Annotated in this window: 28 protein-coding genes; 7 read left to right on the top strand and 21 right to left on the bottom strand. The window is 36.8% G+C overall.

Translation table 11 applies throughout. The annotated features are described in order from the left end of the window. Positions 1-2: 2 nt before the first annotated feature. The 16 genes from C5L23_RS06780 to C5L23_RS06855 all read right to left on the bottom strand — a co-directional run bounded on the left by C5L23_RS06780 (position 3) and on the right by C5L23_RS06855 (position 14547). Entirely contained in the window at positions 3-1181 is a 1179-nt protein-coding gene (locus C5L23_RS06780) for an aminotransferase class I/II-fold pyridoxal phosphate-dependent enzyme (protein WP_010007093.1), read from the bottom strand. Between the two features lie 75 nt (positions 1182-1256). After that, complete coding sequence (gene rbfA / locus C5L23_RS06785; RefSeq protein ID WP_010007094.1) at positions 1257-1610, bottom strand: 30S ribosome-binding factor RbfA; 354 nt, start codon at positions 1608-1610, stop codon at positions 1257-1259. A gap of 42 nt (positions 1611-1652) precedes the next feature. Further along, positions 1653-4166, bottom strand: coding sequence for a translation initiation factor IF-2 (gene infB, locus C5L23_RS06790; RefSeq protein WP_010007096.1), 2514 nt, complete (start codon positions 4164-4166; stop codon positions 1653-1655). Beyond that, complete coding sequence (locus C5L23_RS06795; protein ID WP_133264528.1) at positions 4167-4490, bottom strand: L7Ae/L30e/S12e/Gadd45 family ribosomal protein; 324 nt, start codon at positions 4488-4490, stop codon at positions 4167-4169. Beyond that, entirely contained in the window at positions 4477-4779 is a 303-nt protein-coding gene (gene rnpM / locus C5L23_RS06800; protein WP_010007098.1) for an RNase P modulator RnpM, read from the bottom strand. Before rnpM ends, C5L23_RS06795 begins: the two co-directional genes overlap by 14 nt. A gap of 15 nt (positions 4780-4794) precedes the next feature. After that, a complete protein-coding gene (nusA, locus tag C5L23_RS06805) occupies positions 4795-5922 on the bottom strand; it encodes a transcription termination factor NusA (protein WP_010007099.1) in 1128 nt (375 codons plus the stop codon). Between the two features lie 17 nt (positions 5923-5939). Continuing rightward, positions 5940-6416 carry a ribosome maturation factor RimP gene (rimP, locus tag C5L23_RS06810; RefSeq protein ID WP_010007101.1) on the bottom strand — a complete coding sequence of 159 codons (477 nt, stop codon included), beginning with the start codon at positions 6414-6416 and terminating at the stop codon, positions 5940-5942. Positions 6417-6547: 131 nt separating this feature from the next. Further along, positions 6548-7225: a 5'-methylthioadenosine/adenosylhomocysteine nucleosidase gene (locus C5L23_RS06815; protein ID WP_029508603.1), complete on the bottom strand. Its 678-nt coding sequence runs from the start codon at positions 7223-7225 to the stop codon at positions 6548-6550. A gap of 48 nt (positions 7226-7273) precedes the next feature. Further along, positions 7274-7582, bottom strand: coding sequence for a hypothetical protein (locus C5L23_RS06820; protein ID WP_010007105.1), 309 nt, complete (start codon positions 7580-7582; stop codon positions 7274-7276). Beyond that, a complete protein-coding gene (locus C5L23_RS06825; RefSeq protein WP_010007106.1) occupies positions 7583-8137 on the bottom strand; it encodes an NUDIX hydrolase in 555 nt (184 codons plus the stop codon). After that, positions 8137-8361, bottom strand: coding sequence for a cold-shock protein (locus tag C5L23_RS06830; protein WP_010007107.1), 225 nt, complete (start codon positions 8359-8361; stop codon positions 8137-8139). The genes C5L23_RS06825 and C5L23_RS06830 overlap by 1 nt, the downstream gene beginning before the upstream one ends. A 47-nt stretch (positions 8362-8408) precedes the next feature. Next, the gene (locus tag C5L23_RS06835) at positions 8409-9857 is read right to left on the bottom strand and encodes an NCS2 family permease (RefSeq protein ID WP_010007108.1); all 1449 of its coding nucleotides are present in this window, start codon (positions 9855-9857) and stop codon (positions 8409-8411) included. 238 nt (positions 9858-10095) lie between these two features. Then, positions 10096-12018, bottom strand: a complete 1923-nt coding sequence (locus C5L23_RS06840; protein WP_133264530.1) for an FtsX-like permease family protein — start codon at positions 12016-12018, stop codon at positions 10096-10098. Beyond that, positions 12015-12785: an ABC transporter ATP-binding protein gene (locus C5L23_RS06845; protein ID WP_029508605.1), complete on the bottom strand. Its 771-nt coding sequence runs from the start codon at positions 12783-12785 to the stop codon at positions 12015-12017. The genes C5L23_RS06840 and C5L23_RS06845 overlap by 4 nt, the downstream gene beginning before the upstream one ends. A gap of 96 nt (positions 12786-12881) precedes the next feature. Then, complete coding sequence (locus tag C5L23_RS06850) at positions 12882-13874, bottom strand: sensor histidine kinase (RefSeq protein WP_133264532.1); 993 nt, start codon at positions 13872-13874, stop codon at positions 12882-12884. Then, entirely contained in the window at positions 13864-14547 is a 684-nt protein-coding gene (locus C5L23_RS06855; protein ID WP_237697869.1) for a response regulator transcription factor, read from the bottom strand. Before C5L23_RS06855 ends, C5L23_RS06850 begins: the two co-directional genes overlap by 11 nt. A 115-nt stretch (positions 14548-14662) precedes the next feature. On the opposite strand from C5L23_RS06855, the gene C5L23_RS06860 reads away from it, so the two are divergent. After that, complete coding sequence (locus C5L23_RS06860; RefSeq protein WP_010007116.1) at positions 14663-14989, top strand: heavy metal-binding domain-containing protein; 327 nt, start codon at positions 14663-14665, stop codon at positions 14987-14989. 12 nt (positions 14990-15001) lie between these two features. Continuing rightward, positions 15002-15364, top strand: coding sequence for a TIGR02328 family protein (locus C5L23_RS06865; protein WP_010007117.1), 363 nt, complete (start codon positions 15002-15004; stop codon positions 15362-15364). A gap of 78 nt (positions 15365-15442) precedes the next feature. On the opposite strand, the gene C5L23_RS06870 is transcribed toward C5L23_RS06865, so the two are convergent. Further along, positions 15443-15730, bottom strand: coding sequence for a hypothetical protein (locus tag C5L23_RS06870; protein ID WP_010007123.1), 288 nt, complete (start codon positions 15728-15730; stop codon positions 15443-15445). 194 nt (positions 15731-15924) lie between these two features. On the opposite strand from C5L23_RS06870, the gene C5L23_RS06875 reads away from it, so the two are divergent. Both C5L23_RS06875 and C5L23_RS08530 read left to right on the top strand, forming a co-directional pair. Beyond that, the gene (locus tag C5L23_RS06875; RefSeq protein ID WP_010007124.1) at positions 15925-16290 is read left to right on the top strand and encodes a hypothetical protein; all 366 of its coding nucleotides are present in this window, start codon (positions 15925-15927) and stop codon (positions 16288-16290) included. A 28-nt stretch (positions 16291-16318) separates the two neighbouring features. Next, positions 16319-16477 carry a hypothetical protein gene (locus tag C5L23_RS08530; RefSeq protein ID WP_010007125.1) on the top strand — a complete coding sequence of 53 codons (159 nt, stop codon included), beginning with the start codon at positions 16319-16321 and terminating at the stop codon, positions 16475-16477. 31 nt (positions 16478-16508) lie between these two features. Here C5L23_RS08530 and C5L23_RS06880 read toward each other — a convergent pair whose 3' ends face one another. Next, the gene (locus C5L23_RS06880) at positions 16509-18188 is read right to left on the bottom strand and encodes an alpha-glucosidase (protein WP_133264676.1); all 1680 of its coding nucleotides are present in this window, start codon (positions 18186-18188) and stop codon (positions 16509-16511) included. 132 nt (positions 18189-18320) lie between these two features. On the opposite strand from C5L23_RS06880, the gene C5L23_RS06885 reads away from it, so the two are divergent. Then, complete coding sequence (locus tag C5L23_RS06885; protein ID WP_010007127.1) at positions 18321-19226, top strand: magnesium transporter CorA family protein; 906 nt, start codon at positions 18321-18323, stop codon at positions 19224-19226. Positions 19227-19284: 58 nt separating this feature from the next. On the opposite strand, the gene C5L23_RS06890 is transcribed toward C5L23_RS06885, so the two are convergent. Beyond that, positions 19285-19716 (bottom strand): universal stress protein, encoded by a 432-nt coding sequence (locus tag C5L23_RS06890; RefSeq protein WP_010007128.1) that lies wholly within the window; start codon positions 19714-19716, stop codon positions 19285-19287. Between the two features lie 949 nt (positions 19717-20665). Between C5L23_RS06890 and C5L23_RS06895 the strand changes: the two genes are divergently transcribed. Together C5L23_RS06895 and C5L23_RS06900 are read left to right on the top strand one after the other, a co-directional pair. Then, on the top strand, positions 20666-21376 hold the full coding sequence (locus C5L23_RS06895) for a potassium channel family protein (protein ID WP_133264534.1): 711 nt from the start codon (positions 20666-20668) through the stop codon (positions 21374-21376). A 339-nt stretch (positions 21377-21715) separates the two neighbouring features. Continuing rightward, the gene (locus tag C5L23_RS06900; RefSeq protein WP_010007133.1) at positions 21716-22870 is read left to right on the top strand and encodes a DNA/RNA non-specific endonuclease; all 1155 of its coding nucleotides are present in this window, start codon (positions 21716-21718) and stop codon (positions 22868-22870) included. A 232-nt stretch (positions 22871-23102) separates the two neighbouring features. Here the strand turns inward: C5L23_RS06900 and C5L23_RS08585 are convergent, their stop codons facing one another. Next, positions 23103-23360: a hypothetical protein gene (locus tag C5L23_RS08585; protein WP_010007134.1), complete on the bottom strand. Its 258-nt coding sequence runs from the start codon at positions 23358-23360 to the stop codon at positions 23103-23105. Positions 23361-23414: 54 nt separating this feature from the next. Continuing rightward, entirely contained in the window at positions 23415-24167 is a 753-nt protein-coding gene (locus C5L23_RS06910) for a hypothetical protein (RefSeq protein WP_133264536.1), read from the bottom strand. Between the last annotated feature and the right edge of the window lie 422 nt (positions 24168-24589).

Here is a 24589-nt window from a genome sequence, read left to right on the forward strand (position 1 = left end):
GTTTATCTCTCCCGTAATTTATCAACATATTTTTTCAATCGTGCCATACCTTCTTTAAGGACATCATCCGAGGCAGCATAAGAAATACGAATGTAGGCTTTGGCGCTATCACTAAAACCAGAACCAGGAATCACTGCTACCTTACCTTCATTGGCTAATTTCAAGGCAAACGCATCACCATCTTCGCCTAGATCAGCTGGTAACTTAGCAAATACATAGAAGGCACCCTCTGGATTAACAACATCAAAATCTAATGCTTCAAGCTGTGCCACAATAAAATCACGTCGATGTTGGTAGATATCGCGCATTGCTAACGGCGTGTCTTGAACATCACGTAATGCAACGAGCGCAGCATCTTGAATTACCGTTGGCACAGCAAAAACTAAAGCACCGTGTACTTTTTGCATTTGTTGGATGACATCAGCTTGCGCCAGAATAAACCCAATACGGTAACCAGTCATCGCATGCGACTTAGAGAGACCATTAATATAGATCGTCTGTTCCGGTAATAATTCTGCTAATGACACATGCTCTTGGTTATAGGTTAGCACTGAATAAATTTCATCAGAAATAACCCATAGGTTTTCTTGCTTGAACACTGTTATTAACGCTTCTAACTCTTCACGAGAATATGTAACGCCGGTTGGATTAGTGGGATAGTTCATCAAAATAGCACGTACTGGGACTGTTGCATTTTTGACAGCTTCAATAATCATTTGCGGTGTTAATTTGAAATTGTTTGTGGCAGTATCAATGGTGATTCGTTCACCACGTGCTAACTTAATAGAAGAAAAATACGGACCATATGCAGGTTCCGGAATTAAAATACCATCTCCGGCATTGAGCAATGTATTAAACACCACGTTAATCGCTTCACTTACACCAGAAGTGACAATAACATTACGTTCATCTGTATAATTTAAATGATAAGTGTTATTAAAATAAGTAACGGCAGCTTCCCTTAAAACACGCTCTCCTTGACTTTCGGAATAATGCGAACGGTTCTGTTCTACTGCATTAATTGCAGCTTTCTTAATGCGTTCATCAACATCAAACCCAGGCTCTCCTAAGGTTAAGCGAACCAAATCAGGAATATCACGTACTTTTTCTTGAAAACCTAATAATTTATCAGGTGCCATGGCAGTAATATTAGAGTTAAGTAATGGCGTAAATTCTGTCATAGTTCCATCCTTTAATTTAATGACTTGTTACTATTCTAACACAAAAGCGATAATCTCTTGATTATCGCTTTTGAATTAATTTTCTTTATGCAATTTCTTAATCAGTTCTTCAATATGATTACCATATTGCACAGATGTATCACGAACAAATTTAAGTTCGGGGATTTTGTATACAGTCAAACGGCTACCTAATTCTTTACGAATTAAACCAGTTGCAGCCTCTAAACCATCTTGTGCCTTCTTAGCATCACTTGCTAAATCAGACAAAATAGAATAGTAAATTGTTGCACCTTGCAAATCACCCGTAACATCAACACTTGTAATCGTAACATCCTGAACACGTGGATCACGCACTCTTTTGAGCAGTAAATCCGTTACATCACGCTGAATTTCCTGACTCAAACGTCCTGCACGTTGTGGATTAGCCATCTTTGTACCTCCCAAACTTTATGATGATAACGCCTCAAAAAATTACTTAGGCTTTACTTCCTGCATAATATAAGCTTCGATTGTGTCGCCAACCTTAACATCATCATACTTTGCAATTGTGAATCCGAATTCGAAGCCAAACTTCACTTCCTTAACTGAATCTTTACCACGTTGCAATGAACCAAGTTCACCATCGTAAACAACAACATTGTTACGTAACAATCTCACTTTGGCATCATTTGTAATTTTACCTTCAGTGACAATAGAACCTGCAATTGTTCCAACCTTAGAGAACTTGAACAACTCACGAATTTCGGCTTGACCAATAACCTTCTCTTCATATACAGGTTCAAGTTGACCCTTCATTGCTGCTTCAACATCATCAATCGCATTATAGATAACATTGTATAGACGAATATCAACTGCTTCGTTATCAGCTTGTGATTTTGCCAATGGCGTAGGACGCACATTAAATCCAATAATGATAGCACCTGAAGCTTCAGCTAATGTAACATCGGATTCGTTAATTGCACCAGCAGCAGTGTGAATAATATCAACACGAACACCGTCAACTTCAATCTTCTTCAATGAGCCCGTCAAAGCCTCAACAGATCCTTGCACATCGGCCTTAACAATAACAGGAACCGTCTTCATCGCATTTTCAGCCATCTTATTAAACAATGTATCCAATGTTACAACAGAACCAGAATGACGTTCTTCTTCTTGCGCACGTTTTGCACGTTCTTCACCGGCTGCACGTGCCGTCTTTTCATCTTCCATTACAATGAAACGATCGCCAGCTTGTGGCACATCATTCAAACCAGTAATCTGAACAGGTGTTGCAGGTGTTGCCTCAGCAACATCTTGACCACGTTCATTTGTCATTGTACGAACACGACCATAAGTATTACCAACAACAATTGGATCTCCAACACGCATCGTACCTTGTTGAACCAATACTGTAGCCACTGGGCCACGTCCTTTATCAAGACGAGCTTCAACCACAGAACCACGCGCACGTGTGTGTGGATCAGCCTTAAGCTCCAAAACATCTGCTTGAAGTAAGACCATTTCCAAAAGTGCATCAACGTTTTGACCAAACTTAGCAGAGATCTTAACGAATATCGTATCACCACCATATTCTTCTGGTACAAGATCATAGGCCATTAATTGGTTCATCACATCATCAGGGTTCGCACCGGGCTTATCGATCTTGTTAACAGCAACGATAATTGGTGTCCCAGCTGCCTTAGCATGATTAATCGCTTCAATTGTTTGAGGCATCACACCATCATCAGCGGCAACAACCAAAATTGTAATATCAGTAATATTTGCACCACGTGCACGCATTTCAGTAAAGGCCGCGTGTCCTGGTGTGTCTAAGAATGTAATTAAGCGATCATTCAAACGCGCCTGATAAGCACCAATATGCTGTGTGATACCACCTGCTTCACCTTCAGTAACATGCGATTGACGTAAGTAATCCAACAATGTTGTTTTACCGTGATCAACGTGTCCCATAATTGTTACAACTGGTGGACGAGGTACCATCTTTGATTCATCTAAATGCGTATCTTCAAAGAATTTATCAATATCAGCAACGTCTTCTTGAATCTTTTCTTTAGATTCAATACCATAATCAGCAGCCAAAATTTCAATCGTATCCTGATCTAAGCTCTGGTTTTGGTTCGTTACAATACCTAATAAGAATAATTTCTTGATAATTTCTGCTGTATCACGATGAAGCAACTTAGATAGGTCCTGAACGTTCATACCAACGCGGTATTCAAGAACCTGTGGCAATGGTTGCTCTTTACGTTCTGTAACTGGGGCTGTTGAACGGCGCTTAGCAGCAATACGGCGTGATTTTTTAGAACCACGTGGACGGTCGTTACGACGTGGTGTTTGCTGGCCTGTACCTGTCGTATTACGCTTACGCGAGTTATTACGTGCTGAGTTATTGCCAGATGACAACGCACCACCAAAACGACCCGCACCATTGGCAGTAGTACCTTCAGGTTTAGCTGTTGTAGCTGGTTTTGTAGCAGCTGTAGGCGTTGCTGGCTTCTTCTTTGGTGCTGGCTTTTGTGCCGCACGCTTCTTTTCATTTTCTTCACGATACTGCTTAAGGCTGTTATCAGGCTTTGCAGAGTAATCGATTTGACCCTCACGTGGCTTCGTTGACCATGAACGCTTCTCGCGAACTGCCGGACGCCCCTGAGCGGGAGCTACACGTGATCCTGGACGAGCATTGTTGTTATTGCGTTGCTGTCCTCCTTGACCTTGTTGACGCGTAGCGCCACCACGTGTTTGTGATTTTGACGATGCATTTGCACCATTATTTGGACGACTAGTATTTGGACGTCCTTGACTATTGTTACTATTATTTGGGCGACCAGAACGCGCTGGGCGTGCTTGATTATTAACAGGCTTCGAACCATCTGCTAACTTTGCCGCATGGCGACGTTGTGAAGCAGGTAATTCCTTTCTTTCTGGAACTGCTTGCTTTCTTACGGGACGATTTGAGCTAGTAAGTTTATTTTTATCTTCTGCCATTTAGTTCCGCTCCTTTTCTAAAATTAATGCTTTTATTTTCCGACTAAATCCACGATCTGCTATTGCAAAGACAGAACGATTAACTCCAATTGCGTGAACCAACTGTTCGCGAGAGAAATTTTGAATTAGCGTCACACCATAAGTATTTGATTTATCAGCTAATTTTTTTCCCTGGCTTTTACCGCCATCACTTGGGAAAAAAGCGACGCCGACTTTTTGCAACTTGATTGCACTTAGTGTTGGTTCTGTACCCAATACTAATTTATTAGCACGCATTGCCAATCCTAAAAGATTCAATATTTTCTGATCATTATTCTGAATCATTAGCAAAAAGTTCCCGACGTGCTTGTTGGTGATCAACATAAGCAATAAGTTCATCGTAGAATTCATCGCTCACTTTCATACTAAATGCCTTATCAAGTACCTTTTTACTTTTCGCCATTTTAGCATTGTCAACATTCAGACTAATATAAGCGCCTCTACCATTCGCTTTACTCGTTGGATCTAAGCTAATTTCACCATCTTTATTTTTAACTACTCTAACAAGATCTTTTTTAGGAAACATTTCACTTGTTACAACATCTTTACGCATTGGAATTTTACGAGGTTTCATATATAGTCCTCCTTATTACATATCCATATCAGAATTTTGGTTCTTTTCTTCTGGTTGACTGGTATCTTCACGCTCGGCTACTTTTGCTAGAAAATCTGCGGCTTCGCTTTCAGATTTAATATCAATTTTAAATCCTGTTAACCGTGCGGCTAAACGTGCATTCTGCCCCTTTTTACCAATTGCCAAAGATAATTGATTATCAGGAACGATAACTGTCACCGCATGATTATTTTCAGGATCAAAGATGACATCAACAACTTCAGATGGATTCAAAGCATTAGCAATATATTGTGCTTCGTCTTCAACCCATTCAACGATGTCCATATTTTCGCCACCAAGCTCATTGACCACCGCCTGTACACGCGTACCGCGTTGTCCCACTAAGGCACCGACTGGATCTAAATCAGAATCATGTGTATAAACCGCAATCTTAGAACGGTCTCCTGCTTCACGTGCAATACTCATAATCTCAACAGTACCATCATAAACTTCAGGGACTTCTTGTTCAAATAAGCGTTTTACCAAATCTTCGGCTGCTCTTGATACAAAAATCTGAGGTCCCTTAGGACTATTCTCAACTTTTGAAACCAAGACCTTAATACGATCATGCATCCGATAATGTTCATTTGGCATTTGATCGTTTTGTGCCATAACAGCTTCTTGATTACCAGGTAACATAACATACAAGAAACGCGCATCTTGTCGTTCAACTTCTCCAGTAATGATTTCGTCTTGATATTCGGAGAACTTCTTATAAATCGCTTCTCGACCTGCTTCACGAAGCTTTTGCATAATAACTTGCTTAGCTGTTTGAGCTGCGATTCTACCAAAATTCTTTGGTGTCACATCAAAGCGAATTTCATCACCAGCTTCATAAGCACGGTTAATGGCCAATGCCTCAGATAATGGGATTTCAATCACTTCATCTTCGAAATCTTCATCAAGCACGACTGTCTTGATTTGCTTAATGGTAATACTACCATTACGATCATTGAATGTGACATCGACATTACTTTGTGTGGCGTTAAACTGTTTCTTATAAGCTGCTGCTAAAGCTAGCTCTAAGGCATCCACAACGATTTGACGATCAATGCCACGTTCGTTTTCTAATGCATCTAGTGCATCAACTAATTCTTTACTCATTAGATTAACCTCATCAATTAAAATTGTACATCTAACGATGCTTTTGCAATTTCAGAAAATGCAAGCGTTAATGTCTCATCGTCAGTTATCAAAACGATAGCATCATCATTAATCTCACTGATCTTGCCTTGCCATTTTTTACGTCCATTTTTTGCGACAAAAAGGGAAACCAAAATATTTTCATCTGCTTCTTGAGCCCATTGATAATGCCATAATGCTTTTAACGGGCGATCTGCACCAGGTGAACTAATATCCAACATATAGGTTCCTGGAATAGGATCCGGTTCACTATTGTCTAGAAGTTCATTAATTTCTTCTGTTAATTTTGTTAGATCATTCATGGTAATAAATTCATGATCAGCTTTATCAATCAAAATTCTAAGGACGCGTTGTCCACCTTCGTTACCGAAAGTCAAATCCCATAGTATATCACCATGCTCATCGATTACCGGTTTAACTAGTTGAGCTACTGTTTGTTCGACTTTACTTGCCATATTTCACTCCTTTCATTAATTCAACGCCATATTTTCATAAAAAATGAGCCGGTCCCCCATGGACCCGCCCATTCACATAATATGCAAATTAACTATAATAATTATAACTAATTTCAATATATTATGCAACTTTATGCTGTTTTACTATCCAAATAGCGTAGCAATAACGCTGCTGAGCGACGGCCTGCTTCAACAACGAACTCATCAAATGTCACATCAGAGTGCCCATCAGCTAAGTCAGAAACACTACGTAACACGATAAACGGCGTACCAAAGCGTGTTGCAACCTGTGCAACTGCAGCCGACTCCATTTCAGCTAATAGTGCCGTTGGGAACGCTGCCTTAATTTTGTCCTTTTGACTTTGTTGAATAAATTGGTCACCAGATACAATCAGACCAGTACGGGTTGTCGTCAACGCTGTAAACTCTGTCACAACCTGTGCATCTGATTCAAAATACAATGGCTGTGCAGGTAACTGACCGTATTCATAGCCAAATGCCGTCACATCAACATCATGATAAGCTAAATGTGTCCCGATTACCTCATCCCCAATCACCAGGTTTTCATCTAGAGCGCCGGCTGATCCTGTATTCACTAATAAATCGGGTGCATAATTATTGAGAAGCATGGCAGTAGCAGCACCAGCAGCTACCTTTCCAATACCCGATTCAGTCAAAACAACATCATGATTTTTATATGTTCCTTCAATGATTTCTGAACCGCCATACTGCCTAACAGTAATATTTTCTAGAGCCGCAACTAAAGACCCTTTTTCTTCAGCCATAGGCGTAATAATACCAATTTTCATAATTAATACGTCTAGCATTATATTGCTAGACGATCCTTTCCATATTCATTAATTGATAAAAAAGAAGTAAAGATACGATAAAACAATCAAGATAATTAAAAACATAATCAGTACATTGTATCGATGCTTTAATCTTGTTTCTTTACCTTTAGTTGTTAATTTACCATCACTCCCCAACTCATAACGCCCTTTACGCGTCAAGCGCATTTCTTCCCGCGTTTCTGGCGTTACAGTTGTTACTTTTGTGGGATGACTTTTAGCATATTCTCGCTCAACAGCAACACGTTGTTTTTCACGTTGCCTTTTGCTCAGACGGTCACTATGCCGTGCGCTACGACTCATTTCTTCATCTGTCATTTAATTGCCTCTAATAAATGCCCAATACAAAAATGCAGTAATCGTTTTTTGATCATTGAGTTCACCGCGTTGAAACATAGCAAGCATCTCATCATAACTGACAGTTACCAAATCCATTGTTTCACCAACATCACGCGGTAATTGTTCATCTTCTGGGACAGGTTGCAAATCATGTGCCGTATACAAATGCATATAAGCATCTGAAAAGCCAACCGTTTCATAAAATCCCATCACTTGATGGATATCATCAGTATGCATTCTCAATTCTTCATTAAGTTCGCGTCTCACAGCATGGATTGGATCATTAATATCACGTTGGTCAAGCTTTCCAGCAGGTATTTCTAAAATAAAATCACCAATTGTTGCTCGCCATTGTCGCTCTAGAATAATATGATCACTATCTTGAAACGCTAAAACCGCGATTGCTGGAACATGCCGGACAATATCTCTCTTAGCCGTTTGGCCACTGGCCAATTGAACTGCTTGTGTTTCAATATCAAAGATTGGCCCCTCATATAATACTTTAGCATCAATCAGTGTTTCTTTTTCAGCCATTAATATGAGGCTCCTTGTGAATCAACAGGTCTCACTTGAGCTGCTTGAAGGCCCTTGTAGCCTTGAACCAAAACATAGGTGACTGCTTCACCTTGATGCAGTGATTTAAATCCCGGCATATCAATGCCATTAAAATGTACAAATATATCATCGCCACCCTCATCAGGTGTGATATAACCATAACCACGATCTTGTTGCCAAATTTTTACTTTTCCTATTTTCATATTTTAATTGTATCAAAAAAACGCCACAATAGGCGTTTTCATTTTATTTACATAAATGCCAGAACCACAAAATTAACCAAAAAGAAAGCAGATACAATCAATAAAACAGGTGACACTTCTTTAAACTTTCCTAAGGTAAACTTCACAATAATAAAGAAAATAAATCCAGCTGCAATACCATACGAAATAGAGTAACTAAATGCCATAAATACGGATGTAAAGAATGCTGGCAAAGCGACTTCCAACGATTCCCAAGAAATTTTCTTGAACTCACCCATCATCATAATCCCAACTAGAATAAGTAATGGTGAAGTGGCTGCTGTTGGTACAACACCAACAAAAGGTGCAAATAAAATCATTAAGGCAAACCCAATAGCAGTCACAATATTTGCCAATCCTGTTCTTGCTCCAGCCGCAACACCAGACGCTGATTCAATAAACGTCGTCGTATTTGATGTGCCAACAATACCGGCAAAGGCTGTCGTAAATGTATCAACCAATAGTGCACGATCCATCTTAGAATTAAAACCAGTACTTGAATCAAATGCCTTTTGATCTTGCTTTGAAAAAATCCCTGTCTGATTACCAATACCAATCAAAGTACCAATTGCATCAAATAATCCTGTCAATCCCATAGCAAAAATGGTCACTAATGCTAACGACGCATGATGCCAACTATCGAATAAGCTACCCATTCCTTGTGCACCCAGTGATTGGCCAAAAACCTGCCCCAACTCACTAAATGCGTGACCAACAGAGGTACCTGCCCCAATATGCGTATTCGTAACGCCCATTGGAATACCGATTAGCGTTGTCACAATCAATGATATTAGGAAAGCACCTGGTACCCGACGCATAACTAATACAACCAAAATAATAAATCCAATAAGTGCTAACAGCGCACTTGGATGATTAAATTTTGTTAATTCTGGTGTTACGCCGCCATTTGCTAAAATACTATTAAGTGTCCCATGCGCTTCACCAGTAAAAGGCTTACCGTTCAATGTCACAATATTACCTGGATCAACAATAAAATTGATAAAACCTGCATTTTTTAAACCAATGTAGGTTACAAATAATCCAATACCACCGCCAATAGCGGCTTTTAACTCAGATGGAATCCCTTTAACAATCGCACGACGACCATGTGTTAAAGTAATGACAATATCGACAACACCCACCAAAAAGACAATGGCTAAAGCTTGCTGCCAGGTAAAACCAAAGCCAAATACAATGGTGTAGGTAAAGTAGGCTTGCATACCAATACCTGGTGCTAAAGCAAAAGGCACATTGGCAAAGAAGCCCATAAACAATGTACCAAAAACCGCAACCAGAATAGCAGCTAAAAATACCGCTTGTGTTGGCACGCCAGCCTGGCCCAAAATTTGAGGGTTTAAAAAGAAGATATAAGCCATGGATACAAATGTCGTAATACCGGCAATAATTTCACGCCGAATGGTGGTCTTATTTTCCTTTAATTGAAATAATTTTTCCATTATTTTCTCCTATACAATGCAATACTGTAACGTATTAGCTTATTGATATCTCAATACTATGGCAAATAAAAAATCGACGCACAAATGGCTATCGATCAAATAAAAACATTTATGATAGTTCCAGCATGGGTGCTGGCTAGAAACAATCGACCATTATTCGATACTATATCAGCTAAATTTTACATAGAATAGTCTAGCATTGATAGTCTTAGATAACAAGATACCGTATCCATTCAGATTAACGATGTATGACAATACGTTGATATGCTTTAGTTGTTAACGCATAAATAATCAAGTATCCGACCACTAATAATATAATCGTGACACCACTAACGGTTAGTAATAACGATAAATTATACATTGAGAATAGTGACAAAACACTTTTAAGCGCAGGCAGTGCAAACCCCAGATGAATTGTAGCACCCAATATTGGTAGCATAAAGACCAATAGCACTTGGCTATGGATGACCTGCTTTGTTTCATCTGAACTCAAGCCCACTTGTTGTAATGTCTTAAAACGCCAGCGATCAGCATAGCCTTCAGAAATCTGCTTATAGTAAATCATCAACGCTGTTGCAATTGCCATTGTCATACTGACTAATACACCAACAAAAATTAAACCACCAAATATGGCATGAAAAGTATAGCTTAAAATTGGACTTGCTGTATAACTAGCGTTATCCAACTTAAGTTGCGTTTGTAATTGTTGAGCGAACTGATAACGTTGCTTTTGGGTACCACCATACAGATTAAAGCCATTAACGCGCAACCATTTTTGTGGATTAATCGTTTGTGCTACTTGCTGATTCGCTGTAATAATGAAAATTGGCTTAAAGATGCTATGACCGTAGTTAGCTGCTAATTTGAAGTGAGCAATTGTTTGGCTATGGTAAGTATGCCCATTAATTTTAAGTGTCTGCTGATGAAAATCATCAGCTTGTGTATAAACCAATACCTCATCATCTTTTAGTTTAAGCTTCGTCCCTTGTATTTGATTATAATCTGCTAGCGTCATTGTCGAAAGCTGTGACACACCTTTCGATATATTGGTATGACTGATATACTGATTACCACTAAAATCACCAATTATCGGCGTCGTCATACTTGCCTGATAGATGTTACCAATTTTAATATCATGTTGACGCCCTAAATGTACAATTTGTTGCTCATGTTGCAACAGTGTATCTGATTGAGATAGTGTCATAATATCTAACGGATTCCACTGCTTAATCAATTGACCTTCACCAACAAATAAACTAACAGAGGCAACCATCGTCACTAAGATAGAAGCGCATAGTAAGCAAATAGAAGCTAGACTAGCCCCATTTTGCTTCATACGAAATAACATCCCCGATACGGCAATAAAATGATTGGGGCGGTAATAAAAATGAGGTCGACTTTTAAGATATTTGAGCAATGTAATACTACCCATAATAAACAGAATATAGGTCCCCACCGTCACTAAAACCACCGCAAGCATAAACTGCAATATGGCACTCAAATTTGGTTTAGTCATAACAGATATGGCATAACCAGTACCCAATAAGGCTAATCCAAACCAACTCATCAGCCAACGATTCTTGGGTGCTTTCTCAGTAGCCTGTGATTGTCGCATTAACTGAATCGGCTTAACTTGATACAATTGATAAATATTATAAATAATCAGGCAACAAAATATCACACTAAAAAGAATACAACAACTCACGATAGCACGTACTGGTAACTGTTCCACTAAGGTATTGGATCCAAGTAAGTGCTTTAATAAAAGAAAAGATAATCTAAAAAATGTTGTCCCAGCAATAATACCCATAACTATTGTTAAGAGCCACAGTATCATCTGTTCAATGATTACAATGAACCGTAAATCATGCAGTCGTAAGCCCAACATACTATAAATCGATAAATCTTGATTTCGCTGCTTATTCAAAAAATTATTGGCATATAACATAAAAATAGCAGATAAGATAATTGTAAATACCGTGCCAATAGTGGTCACTGACCGAATAGCTTCACCCATCTCTATCGTTTTTAAACCTGTGTTATTTAGAACAGCGAAAAATGTAAAATTAACTGCCATTAATACAGTACTAGCTAGTAAAAAAGGCCCAAACTGTTGGCGATGATGTATGATACCATGCCAAGCTAATCGAATATGAATCATGATTGCATCATCTCCTCATCGTCATTACTCAGCGCTTCTAAACTGGCATTAATTTTACTCATATATGCAGTTCTTGATTGATCACCACGATATATTTCATGAAAAATTTTACCGTCTTTAATAAATAATGTGCGTTTAGCATGACTCGCTGCCTTTGCACTATGCGTGACCATTAGTATAGTTTGTCCTTGTTGATTGACAGATTCAAATATTGTTAATAAACGCTCAGTGTTGTGTGAATCGAGCGCACCAGTTGGCTCATCAGCCAATAGTAAATCTGGTTGTGTAATCAGCGCCCTAGCCGCAGCAATACGTTGCTTTTGACCACCGGATATTTCATAAGGAAAACGTTTTAAAATGCCCTCAATTTCTAGTTGCTTAGCCAAGGTAGCTAGGCGCATTTTCATATCAGGAACTGATTTTTTATCTAAGACAAGTGGCAATAAAATATTTTCTTCATTATTAAAGGTATCTAATAAATTAAAATTTTGAAAAACAAAGCCCAGATGTTCGCGACGAAATTGTGCTGCATGCTTCTCACTCAGTTGCTTTAAATTCTGATTGTTAAGTATAATTTCGCCACCTGTTGCGTTATCTAAAGTCGCAATAATATTCAGCAATGTTGTTTTGCCGGCCCCTGATTCTCCCATAATAGCGACGTATTCGCCTTCATCCACATTAAAGGAAACATCTCGTAAAGCTAAAAAGCCATTCTGTTGCGATATATCGTACTGCTTTTGTATATGCTGTAAGCTTAAAATTGTCATATTCATTCATCCCCTTCAATTCATAACTTAACTATAAAAGGTTTCCTCACACTTCACTAGTTACAGAAATGCTAGAAACCTTACAGTTTGTTATATTCAACGTATATGTTGCGTACTAAATTGGATTGCCGCTATTGTTCCTTCATGTTCTATTGATGTAATAGAAATGTTCTGCTGTAAATACCCGCTAACTTTACGCGCCATATATAAACCCATCCCCGTTGCCTTTTTATATTGACGACCATTATGACCGGTAAATCCCGATTCAAATATTCGTGGTAAATCAGCTGCCGCAATCCCCACACCAGTATCGATCACTTTAAGCGTCTTAACTTGCCAACTTATTGTTATTTCACTATCATTTTTAGAATATTTAATTGCATTAAAGATGATTTGGTCCAAAACGAATGTTAACCACTTTTCATCCGTCAAAATTTGAACTGAAGCTATTTTAACGTTTACCGATATATTTTTGGCAATAAAAAATGTCGCATAACGTTGCACGACGTCATTAACAATACGTTTCAAATCGAACCATCCAAACTCAAGGTCATGATTAAAGTCAGATAGGCGCTCATAATTTAATAACAATTCTAATTGTCGTTCAATGAGTAGGACTTGTTGTCGAACCGCATGATTTGATAACAACATTTGTGAATCGGCTTGTATTTTTAAAGCTGTTAATGGCGTTTTTATGGCATGACTCCACGTCATTAAGTAATCTTGATGTTCTCGAATACTTTGATACGCATCGTTTTTTGTCGTATCACTTTTATCTTTAAACTGATGTATAACATCAATATAACTGTTTTCTACCATATTATTGGCATGATAAATATCTGGAGATACACCAGATAAATAAGATTGACATTGCTTAATTTGTTGATGCTCCTGATAAACACGGTATAAGACTAGCACTATAACTGGTAACCATGTCAAACGTGTTAAGTCCCAGCACAATTGCATGGGTAGTGCGTACAATGCGCACAATAATGCAATCAACAATAATAAGGCAATATAAAAAATAATAAATAACCGTTGATCCCAAAATAAACGCGCAATGTATAAATATTTTTGTTTAAATGTCATTTACTAAACGATAGCCCTTCCCACGTTCTGTGACGATATTTTCTCTTAATCCAAGCTGAGCTAATTTATCACGCAAGCGACTCATATTGACCATCAAAATATTTTGATCTATAAACGCGCCATTTTGCCAAATTAATTCTAATAGTTGCTGTTTTGAAACAGTTTGTGGCATATTAATAATCAACAATTTTAATATCATACTTTCCGTGGCTGTTAACTTTACCTGCTGGGACGCATTACCCAATATATTTGTCATTGCATTAAGTTGATAGTCCCCAAATTGAATACCTTGCGGTATCGTTGAATAATCAACTGTTCGCCGTAGCAAAGCCTGCATCTTAGCTAACAGAACATTCATGCTAAAGGGTTTCACAATGTAGTCATCAGCGCCAGTCTTGATAGCAATGACTAAATTAGGATCCATAGCAGAAGCTGAAATAAAAATAATTGGCACTTTGGATTTTGTACGAATACACTCTGTCCAATAAAAGCCATCATAAGTAGGTAAATTAATGTCCATCAAAATAAGCGCTGGTGTTGCCTGCCAACATTCTTGAGCAACATGTTGCCAATCTTGCACTTGGATAATATCGTACTGCCATTTGCTAAGTCCCTGACTCAATGCCAATAGCAAATCTTTATCATCTTCTACAATCATAATTTTGATCATCATCGACTCCTTAGTTATTTAATCAAATGTTTCTCAATCAGTTTGTTTGTATCATGATCTATTTCTGTTTAAAATGAAAAGTATATTGTTACAAATTAAATTGAATTGAGGATTTTTTATGTCAGATATGATAGTCATCACATCAGAACATATTGCTGGCTATAAGATAACTGAAACACTGGGTAACGTTTTCGGGCAAACTACCCGTTCGCGTAATATTATTTCGGATATTGGCCAAGGGTTAAAATCAATTGTTGGTGGTGAAATAAAGGGTTATACTCGTCTACAATATGATGCGCGACAAGAAGCCGTTAATCGTATGCGTGATACTGCAGAACAATTGGGTGCCGACGCTATTGTCATGTTTCGTTTTGATACAACATCAGGACAATTGGGAGAATCTGTTGCAGCGTATGGTACAGCTGTTAAGATAGAAAAATTATAAACTGGAGGATACATGAGATTATGGCACCAAAAGCTGATTGCTCGTCTACCGCGTCAGCAGTTACTCGGTCAGCATCGTGAATGTTGCGCATTGCGCGGCAAAGGTTGGCAACGCCCGCACCAAACGGTTAACTATGTATTTAACTACTCCCCATATAAATTATTTCAGTATCATTATCTCGTTATGGCAGAAATGATTAAACGCGGTTATCATCCAGATATGAAATGGTTTGACCCATGTTATCGCGGTCAATATATGACAGCCTATCCAGTATTAGCTCAAGTTGATATTACAGCACCTATTTATCCTGAACATAATACACAATATTACCATGCTTGTCTTGATAATCTTAAACGTAAAAACATTATCATTTAAATGATGTCAAATATCAACAAAAAAGCAAGCTCAATATGCTTGCTTTTTTGTTATTTATTTCTAATAATACAGCTATAATTAAAATTCTGTATTAATAAAGAAAGCCATAAATTGTTCGGCTGGAACCTTAACAAATGAATCATCATCTAGTGTCACGATATAAACATCATTAGAAGCAGCTTCCGTGTTTGTGATATCTAACTGACCGTTTGCTTGGATACCACCCATAAAACTGATATTAATAATTTTTGATGTAATACCATTAAATGCTTCAGGTAATACACCGCCAACTTCAAAAGTGTAATTAGACTGAAACTTCTCATTATTATTCACACTAATCAACTTTTTTATCACACTGCCACGCATTCCATACCTCTTTCAATTTTTATTTCTTTTATTATACAGCTAACCGTTATGTAATGCTAATTTTAGCGACTTTATCATTGCCATTATATTTATCATCAAGAATTAGTCGTCTATCCGACAAGATATAGCAATTAATGTTAAGATAAAGGTGAAACGTTGTTACCATTGCGTTAACTTAAAAGGAGTTGATTATTATGGATATTGCTACAACAAATAAAATATTATCGTTCGTACGCCCAGTCAATGTTATTGTTTCAGAGACAGAACCTGAAGGTCTTTCTCATCTTGCTTATGTTGATAAGTATCAGTTTACTGATGAAAATTTTGATACAAATAGCGAGTCTTTCCGAAATATTCCATTTAATTATACTGGCGAAGGCGTTGCTCCAGAGGAAGTCATTATATGTAAAGTAGATTCACCATTAGATACACTACTCAAGACATTGGCACTTGTTGATATCACAGATATTTATCAGCCCGCTCACCTTTCCGTTGACGGACTACGCGTTTATCGTAATCCAGATGCCTCATCATTGGGATTCAGTTTCAAAGATTTTTAAATAAAATTAATTTAGGAGTAATTGCTTTATGCAAAAGAAGGATCTCATTATCTCATGTATTGCTATTGTGCTTTTATTCGCATCCCTTGTTAGTTGGGTTTTGAAGAATACAGAATTAGCAATTATTACGAGTAATCTAGGATTAGCACTCCTAGCTATTTCCTACCTTTGGTTACATAAACAGTAAAAAAGGACTTAATCCGTTTAAGCCCTTTTTGTTATTGGTGCATCACAATCGCTTGATAAGGTGCTAATGATATTTGATACTCCACTGACGCTATATCATCACCATTATTCAATATTACTCGACCATCTGGCATTGGACATGTCTGTATTGTATCACTTAGGTTGACAATGATTGATATCGCATGGTTATTAAATGTATGTTGATAGCCAATAACATCATCAGGCAAGTTATGAATTACAGTGAATTTGCCATACATTAGTATATCTGAAAATTGTGGATTTTGCTTAATACGAGCCAGATGACGATAAAAATTCAATACCGATTGAGGGTCCGATTGTTCTGCTGCAACATTAATACCCGCTCTGTCATTACCCAAAGCTAACCAAGGTTTAACTTCTGAAAAGCCAGCATTTTTCGAATCATCCCATTGCATAGGTGTTCGCGCATTATCACGTGATTTTGCGTTAACCAGTCGCATGGCTTCAGCTTCACTATAGCCATTTTGTAAAGCCATATGATAATTATTCAATGATGAAACATCATTGAACTCGTTAACATGATCTCGATGGAAGTTTTTCATACCCAATTCTTGGCCTTGATAAATAAAAGGGACGCCGGGTAGAAAATAATACATCATCGCCAAGGCCTTAGCCGCCATTGGCGTTTGATTCTCCTTAGGTCTAATCAGTTTCGATAATACACGTGGCTGATCATGATTCTCTAACACATTGGCAGCCCAGCCATTAGCATTTTTTATAGCATGCTGACTACTAAATAACGCCTTTTTCAAATCATTGATCGTCCAATTTGTAGTACCACGATACCATTCATTCACATCCTTCATTTCAATATTTAAATAACTAAAATCAAAAATCATTGAAAAATAACCATTTGGGCCGATGAATTTCGGCAAGTCTTGATCTGGAACGCCGTATGCCTCACCAATGGTGACAGCATCATATTTATCAAAAGTATTTGCTTTTAATTCTTCCAAAAAGAATGCTAATCCAGGTCGATTTTGACTTTTTTCAATCACACTCACTCGACCATCTTCTCCATCGGCTGGTAAGCTTGCCCAATCTAGATCCTTCTTCAAATGAGTAATCGCATCAACACGATAACCAGCGATGCCTTTATCAAGCCACCAATTAATCATGTCATAAATTGCATGGCGTAATTCAGGATTTTCCCAATTCAAATCGGGTTGTTGTGCCGCAAAAGTGTGAAAATAATAAGTATTCGCTTCACCTGGCACTTTCGTCCAAGTAGAACCACCGAAAATAGCACGCCAATTATTCGGTACTTGCCCATCTGGTGTCGTCTTGAAAATATAATAATTACGATATGGACTATCTGGATTTGCAAGCGCTTCTTGGAACCAAGGGTGTTGATCAGATGTATGATTAACAACTAAGTCCATAATAATACGAATATTTCTCTTTTTAGCCTCTTGAACTAGTTCATCAAAATCTTGCATTGTCCCAAATTTAGGATCAATGGCTTGATAATTCGAAATGTCATATCCCATATCTACCATTGGTGATTGATAGATTGGCGAAATCCATAACATCGTCACCCCAAGAGATTGAATATAGTCCAGGCGTCGAATAATACCACGTAAATCACCGATACCATCGGCATTCGTATCCTGAAAGGATCTTGGATATATTTGATATGCTACTGCATTGTGCCACCACTTTGTCATCACAATCGTACACTCCATTTCATTAATTATTCTTTATACTGCCGATTTTACCACGTATCGCTCAATTAATGAATGCGCTTACATAGTTTGTTGAAAAATATGTCATATCGCTATACTATATTAGCAAAAGGGAAAATCATGATTAAACACTATCAAAGCGTACAATTTAATATAGCCTTGATTGAAGACTGTACCCCAGAAGATCGTCATATTTTACAAGAAAAGTTCGATATTAATCAATATGTTTTTGATTATATTGACGATGAGTATGAATTGTCTCGTGCTGAATTAATGGGTAATGAGGCACAAGCACTGTTCGTTATGCGCTTTCCTACAAATGATCCGTTCACAGCTCAGCCGCTTACTATTCTTTTAGATCATCATCAGTTATTTCTATTTGTTTTCCATCATATGGATACCCTGACACAATATATTAAAAATACAATCCGCGACTACAACGATAATAGTATTAATTTCATTCTAAAATTAATTTTTCATATTTCAGCTGAATATATTAAACTATGTACCTCCCTAAGCCAGAATATCAAACAAATTGAACAAACAACGAATCGTTTGACACAGCATTCTAATATTGAAAATTTCCAACGTATCATTCTCATTGATCGTCAAATTTTAGGTATTAAGACAGATATTCTGGATAACTTAAGATGTGTTACCGATATTAAAGAAGCCGAACCCGATGATATACGGACATTACCGTCAGTTGACCGTCAATTACTACATAGAACACATATCGAAACACAACAAGCCAGTCGAATGGTAAGAATACTAAATGAAAGAACAACGCAATTACGAGAGGTATATGATCATCTACTGGCTAATCGTTTAAATAATATTATGCGATTCTTGACAGTCTGGTCATTACTATTTTCTATTCCAAATATTATTAGTAGTTTTTATGGCATGAATATTCATTTACCCTTTGCTCATTTTCGTTATATTTGGGTTATATTGTTCTTGATTCCGGTGATCGTTATCTGGATTGGTTATACTTACTTAAAGCACAATTACACAACAAAATAATGATAATAAAAAAGCGTCTGGTCTCATCAAACCCGAGCGCTTTTTTATATGTGTTGTGTTACTCGACTAGCAAAACATTTGTCTGAGCATTTTCAGATACATAACGTGCTGTTGATCCTAGGAATATACGTGAAATTTTATTAGTACCCGTCTTACCCATTACGAGTAAATCTGGTTTTAATGATGCCACCATTTTCTCGGCAATCACAATACGCGGGTCTCCTTTTTCTAAATATACATCACACGGTACCTGAGCATCAGTGATAATTTGCTGCGCAAAATTCAAATTCTCTTGTACAGCTGTCGTCAGACTTTCAATGATGGGTCCATCAAAGCTAGCCGCCATACTATAAGGCGACATTTGACTATAATTAACTACAGATACCACTGAAATTTTGGCTTCAAACTTTTTGGCCAATACAATAGCATATTGAATGGCTCGTTTAGATGTTTCGCTTCCATCAGTAGTCAATAATATTGATGTAATCATAAGATATCCTTCCTTGCTATTAGTCACTATCCTCTTGATAATTCTAATTCTACTCTAATTATCTATTTGAATACACTGATATGTTCCGAAATAGTACCTTGATTTCATTTATTCGTTAACACATAAACTACTTATCGTCGTTTTTATGTGCGCCACGATTGAATAATAAAATAAATATCACTAATATTAAATAAATAGCAATCCCCAATAACCATTTCATCATCGTTTCCCCCTTGAAAATTTAATGAATCGACCACACTACTTGAATGTGTTAGCTTAACACTTTTTGCTGTTCAATTTTCAGTCAAATCCATTGGTTCAATCAACATAAATAGCACATTAAAAAGTATGCTGTGCACCAACACAAACATAAATCCCCTCACCTACATTTTGTCATTATAACATTGAATCAAGATTAATCATTATATCTAAATACGTTAAAATTATCTAAAGTATAAAATATTACGCCCATACTTTAAATCCTAGATGGCCGATCAAAGATGGGCACTAGGCCTGATCCAATATCCCCTCAAAAATTAGTTGCGGATTCTTAAGTCGATTTTTATACCTTGAGCAATTTATTTTAAAAGTTAATTGACAGATGTTACACTTACTTTATTCAAGTGATCAATCATTTGAATAACCGAGTTGAAGGTAATCACGCGCATAGCTGCACTCCTTAAATCCATCGTGGTTATTTTTCACCCGGTTTTTTATTGTAATTAATTTGTTCTGAAATTCAAATTATTAATACCTATTTAAAAACACCCACAATTTAGCCGGTGCTTTTTTAATTAACATAATTACTAAACTAATCACTATCTTAAGTTTTCCCTTTAATTTTATAATTAGAAATTATGGTTAGGCGTTCATTGTATAATTTAACCGGTTATTGTACATGCCACTGATTACTATCATCAAATTTTTTACAACGGGATAATTAAAAAATATGAAAAATAATATCAAAAGTATTTATTATGTGTTGGTCATCGTGCTGTCGTTATTTTCTATAACGTTAGCTGTGCTAGATATTTCAAAAATTATTAATATTAATGTGACGCCCTATATATATTTGGATCGTGGTATTTTGCTTTTTTTCTGTGTAGATTATGTTACTAGATTAATTCAATCAAATAATAAAAAACGATTTTTCAAAGAAAATATATTTGACCTATTAGCTATTATTCCCTTTGACTCTATCTTTTACATTTTCAGAACATTTAGAGTCCTTCGCCTTATCAAGTTATTACGCTTAATTCGAATAGTAGGTTTTGCGGGTAAGATTCAAAAAGATATCAAACGCTTTTTTGGAACTAACGGCTTTATTTATCTTGTTATTAGTACAATCATTTTAATCATGATTGGTGCTGAAATATACTCAGTTGCTGAGGGAGCCAACTATGTCAATTCATTATGGTGGGCAATAGCAACCACTACTACGGTTGGTTATGGTGATATATCTCCGCATACCGAAATAGGTAGGGTAATTGCTGTCATTCTCATGATTTTGGGTATTGGTTTAATTGGAAGTGTAACCAGTACTGTCACTGCATTTTTCCTTGATGAGAAAAATAATAAAGAAAAAGAAGATTTAAAACATGAATTGCATGATATCAAAACAGAATTAAAACTGTTACGGCAAGATATAAACAAAAAATAAAAACTATTTTTAATGGAAATCATTTAAATGAACAACATTATGGACAAAATTTTCATATCTTTACCTTTTCATAAATTAGTTAAACGTTTTACAGTGCTATTCTGTAATTAACTTATCAACCGATTAAATTAGTAGTTCCCCAAAATGGATAAAAACATTCACATTAAACATTCTCAAAACAACATTATTAATGCTATCTTTCTCAGCATCTGTTGCATATTCGCCACGGGTTTCTGCAAACACAAAGCACGCAACTACAAAAAGAACAACAGCGCAACAAATTAGTATTAATAACGTGCATCATCCACGCTAAACTGTTTGAGAGATTAAATGAGAAAAATGAATAAACTATTTCGGAATGTAATAACCGTTGTTGCTACTTCTGTTATTGCAAGCAGTACATTTGCGTCTACCTTAACGGTATCAGCTAGTAGTTATCGTGCAAAAAATGTAAGTGGTGCTGTCCAACGACCATTACAGTATCAGGATAAAAAACAGCTTGTATTGGCTAATCAAGATAACAAAAAGCGAGCTGTTGATGCACATATTCAGCTCAGTTATTCTGAAAAGCCAACTACCAAGCGAAATGCCAAATTAGAGTTCAATCCAGTTGGGTGGCACAACTATCGTTTTAAATATCAAAAAAGTAATGGTTCTATCAGTAAATCTTGGCTATTCAATCGAGGCCATCTTGTTGGTTATCAATTCAGTGGATTAAACGATGAAGCTCGTAACTTGGTACCAGAAACAGCATACCTTAATACCGGTGCCCTCAAAAGCATGAATTCTGGCAATAAGAAAAGCATGCTCTACTATGAAAGCCATTTAGCCTCATGGTTAAAGTCCCATAGGACTTATCGTTTAGATTATCAAGTAACACCTTTGTACAACGCACAAGAATTATTACCTAGACAAATCCGTTTAGCTTATGTTGGTTATTCTAAAGGCGGAAAAGAAGTTGCTATTCATTTTAATTCTTCCCGTGAAGAAAAAGGTACCGATGGTGCAACTGTTGTTTACCTAAACAATGACAGTCCTAATGCAATCATTAACTATACTGATGGAACAGCTAAAAATACCCTCAATAAGAAAAAGACAATTGCAGCGGCAGAATCTGCATCAAGATCCAGTTCAGAATCCTCTAGCGCCTATAAAGAATATAGTGAAAGCTCTTCAAGATCCGCTGAATCAGAAAGTCAAAGCCGTGCATCTTCACAAGCTGTAAGTGAATCTAAAGCCATCGCTGATTCTCAATCTTCTGAAGCAAAGTCTCAGGCCCTTGCACAATCACAAGCTGCAGAAGAACAATCTAAAGCAGCAAGTCAATCATCCGTTGAATCGTCAGTCGTGACAACAGATAATAATATCAATTCAACAGATCATTATAAATGGGCAATACAAGACGGCTTTAATTGGGATAATAGAAAAGGACATTCCACGCGAATTGCTCCTGGACAACCTCTGCCGGCTGGTTACCATTGGCAAGTACAATGATAGTTCAAGCACTCACTTGAGTGCGTACATAATGAAACGACAGTAGTTAACTCGCTTTATCCCCTTGCTCTGTTTCATAATACGATACAAATTCAGAATACTTGTACATAAATACAAATAATTATATTTTTTATTTGGAAACGAAATACCGCTAGGTAGTCATCATATTATTAATCATTACCACGCTTTGAACTGGACTGACTTGTTTCAATACACATTGCCCTGCCCCGTTCTAATACCGTTGCTCCCCTTTAGCCTTCAGTGTATAACACGGATTACATATCACTGCTAGGTTATTAATATCTGCCTTGCCACTTGGCACAAACTTCATCGGGATCAATAGTCGGTATTTATCATATTGTAACTGTTTATGTCTCGGATGTCCTACTTGCATGTTTCTACCTTTTAATCTAATACAAAGCGCAGCCAAAGCCAAAAACACAACTAATCCAAACATAAATATCACACCACTCCAAATTGCATTAATCATTTTAATTACCCTCTCGCTTTCTTAATTTTATGCAAAATAAAAAGCGCTTATGCGCTATTCATAATATTTATATATTTTGTTGGATAAAATTTCTAGCATCTCTTTGTAATGAAAGAAACATGCTTTATACAGACCAGCTATATGCCTAAAAAGCATAACCTCATCACTTCTATCTTCAGCATCATTATAAATGTTATTTATCTGTTCAGATAACATATCAAAATCTGTTTCCAAACGTCGGAGATTTTTATAAATATTTGAATCTCTCAGTTGAGGCATCATTTGAATGTCTAGCATCAGTTCACCTATGACAACAAAAATTTCAACTTTACGGAGGCTTTCTTCTGATCTCTCTAACTGGAACTCCAAATCCTCACTATTCTTGATATCAACTTTTTTTATTTTATCAAATTCATTATTTAAAAACGCTAAGTTAGTCCGCCCATAGTGAAATACTGGATCTAATTTTCTAATCTTATTGTTTATTTGAAATAAATCCTTGACGTGTCTTTCTTGTATGGAGCTGGTTTTATTTTGTGTATTATCATTATCTATCTGCATTTTTGCAACAATATATGCAATTAAGCCAGAAGGTATGATTCCAAGATAACTACCCCAAAATCCAATCCAGTTAGATGAATCAGGAAACCTAAAATTCCATGATTTCATTCTAGAAACAATGTTAAAAATTCCAAATAAAATTTGAATTACCATTGGAAATCCTATTATAAATATCAGTAATACAACTTTGTGATTATCCCAAAGTTGCTTGGCTTTTTCTTGTATACTATCTTCCCATCTTCTCACATCTGTAACCTCCAATAGCAATGATTATACTACTCATATTTTGACCATATCCTATATAAATAAAAAAGCCCGACATAATCGTCTGACCTTCTTTACCATCACATCTGAACCTTTAATATCTCGTTGGTTTCCTTGTCACACACCAGATGATAACCATTCCTTCATAATACGAAGTTGCCGAAATAAAGCTGGTAACTCATAACCGCTTTCGTAACAAATCAACATATCATCCAGATGACGAGCGTGCTTGATTTGTGCACGACCACTGCCAACATTTTCATCAGCGGCACCACGAGGAGTATTCTATAATGTCGTCAATATATTTTAAAAGCAAATAACCCCCCCACTGTAATGGGGTTTAAACTTACTTTATCTATACATTACACAACACCCAAAAGGTGCCACGGAGATATCACCCACCT

Source organism: Leuconostoc fallax, assembly GCF_004354645.1.
GTDB lineage: Bacteria > Bacillota > Bacilli > Lactobacillales > Lactobacillaceae > Leuconostoc_B > Leuconostoc_B fallax.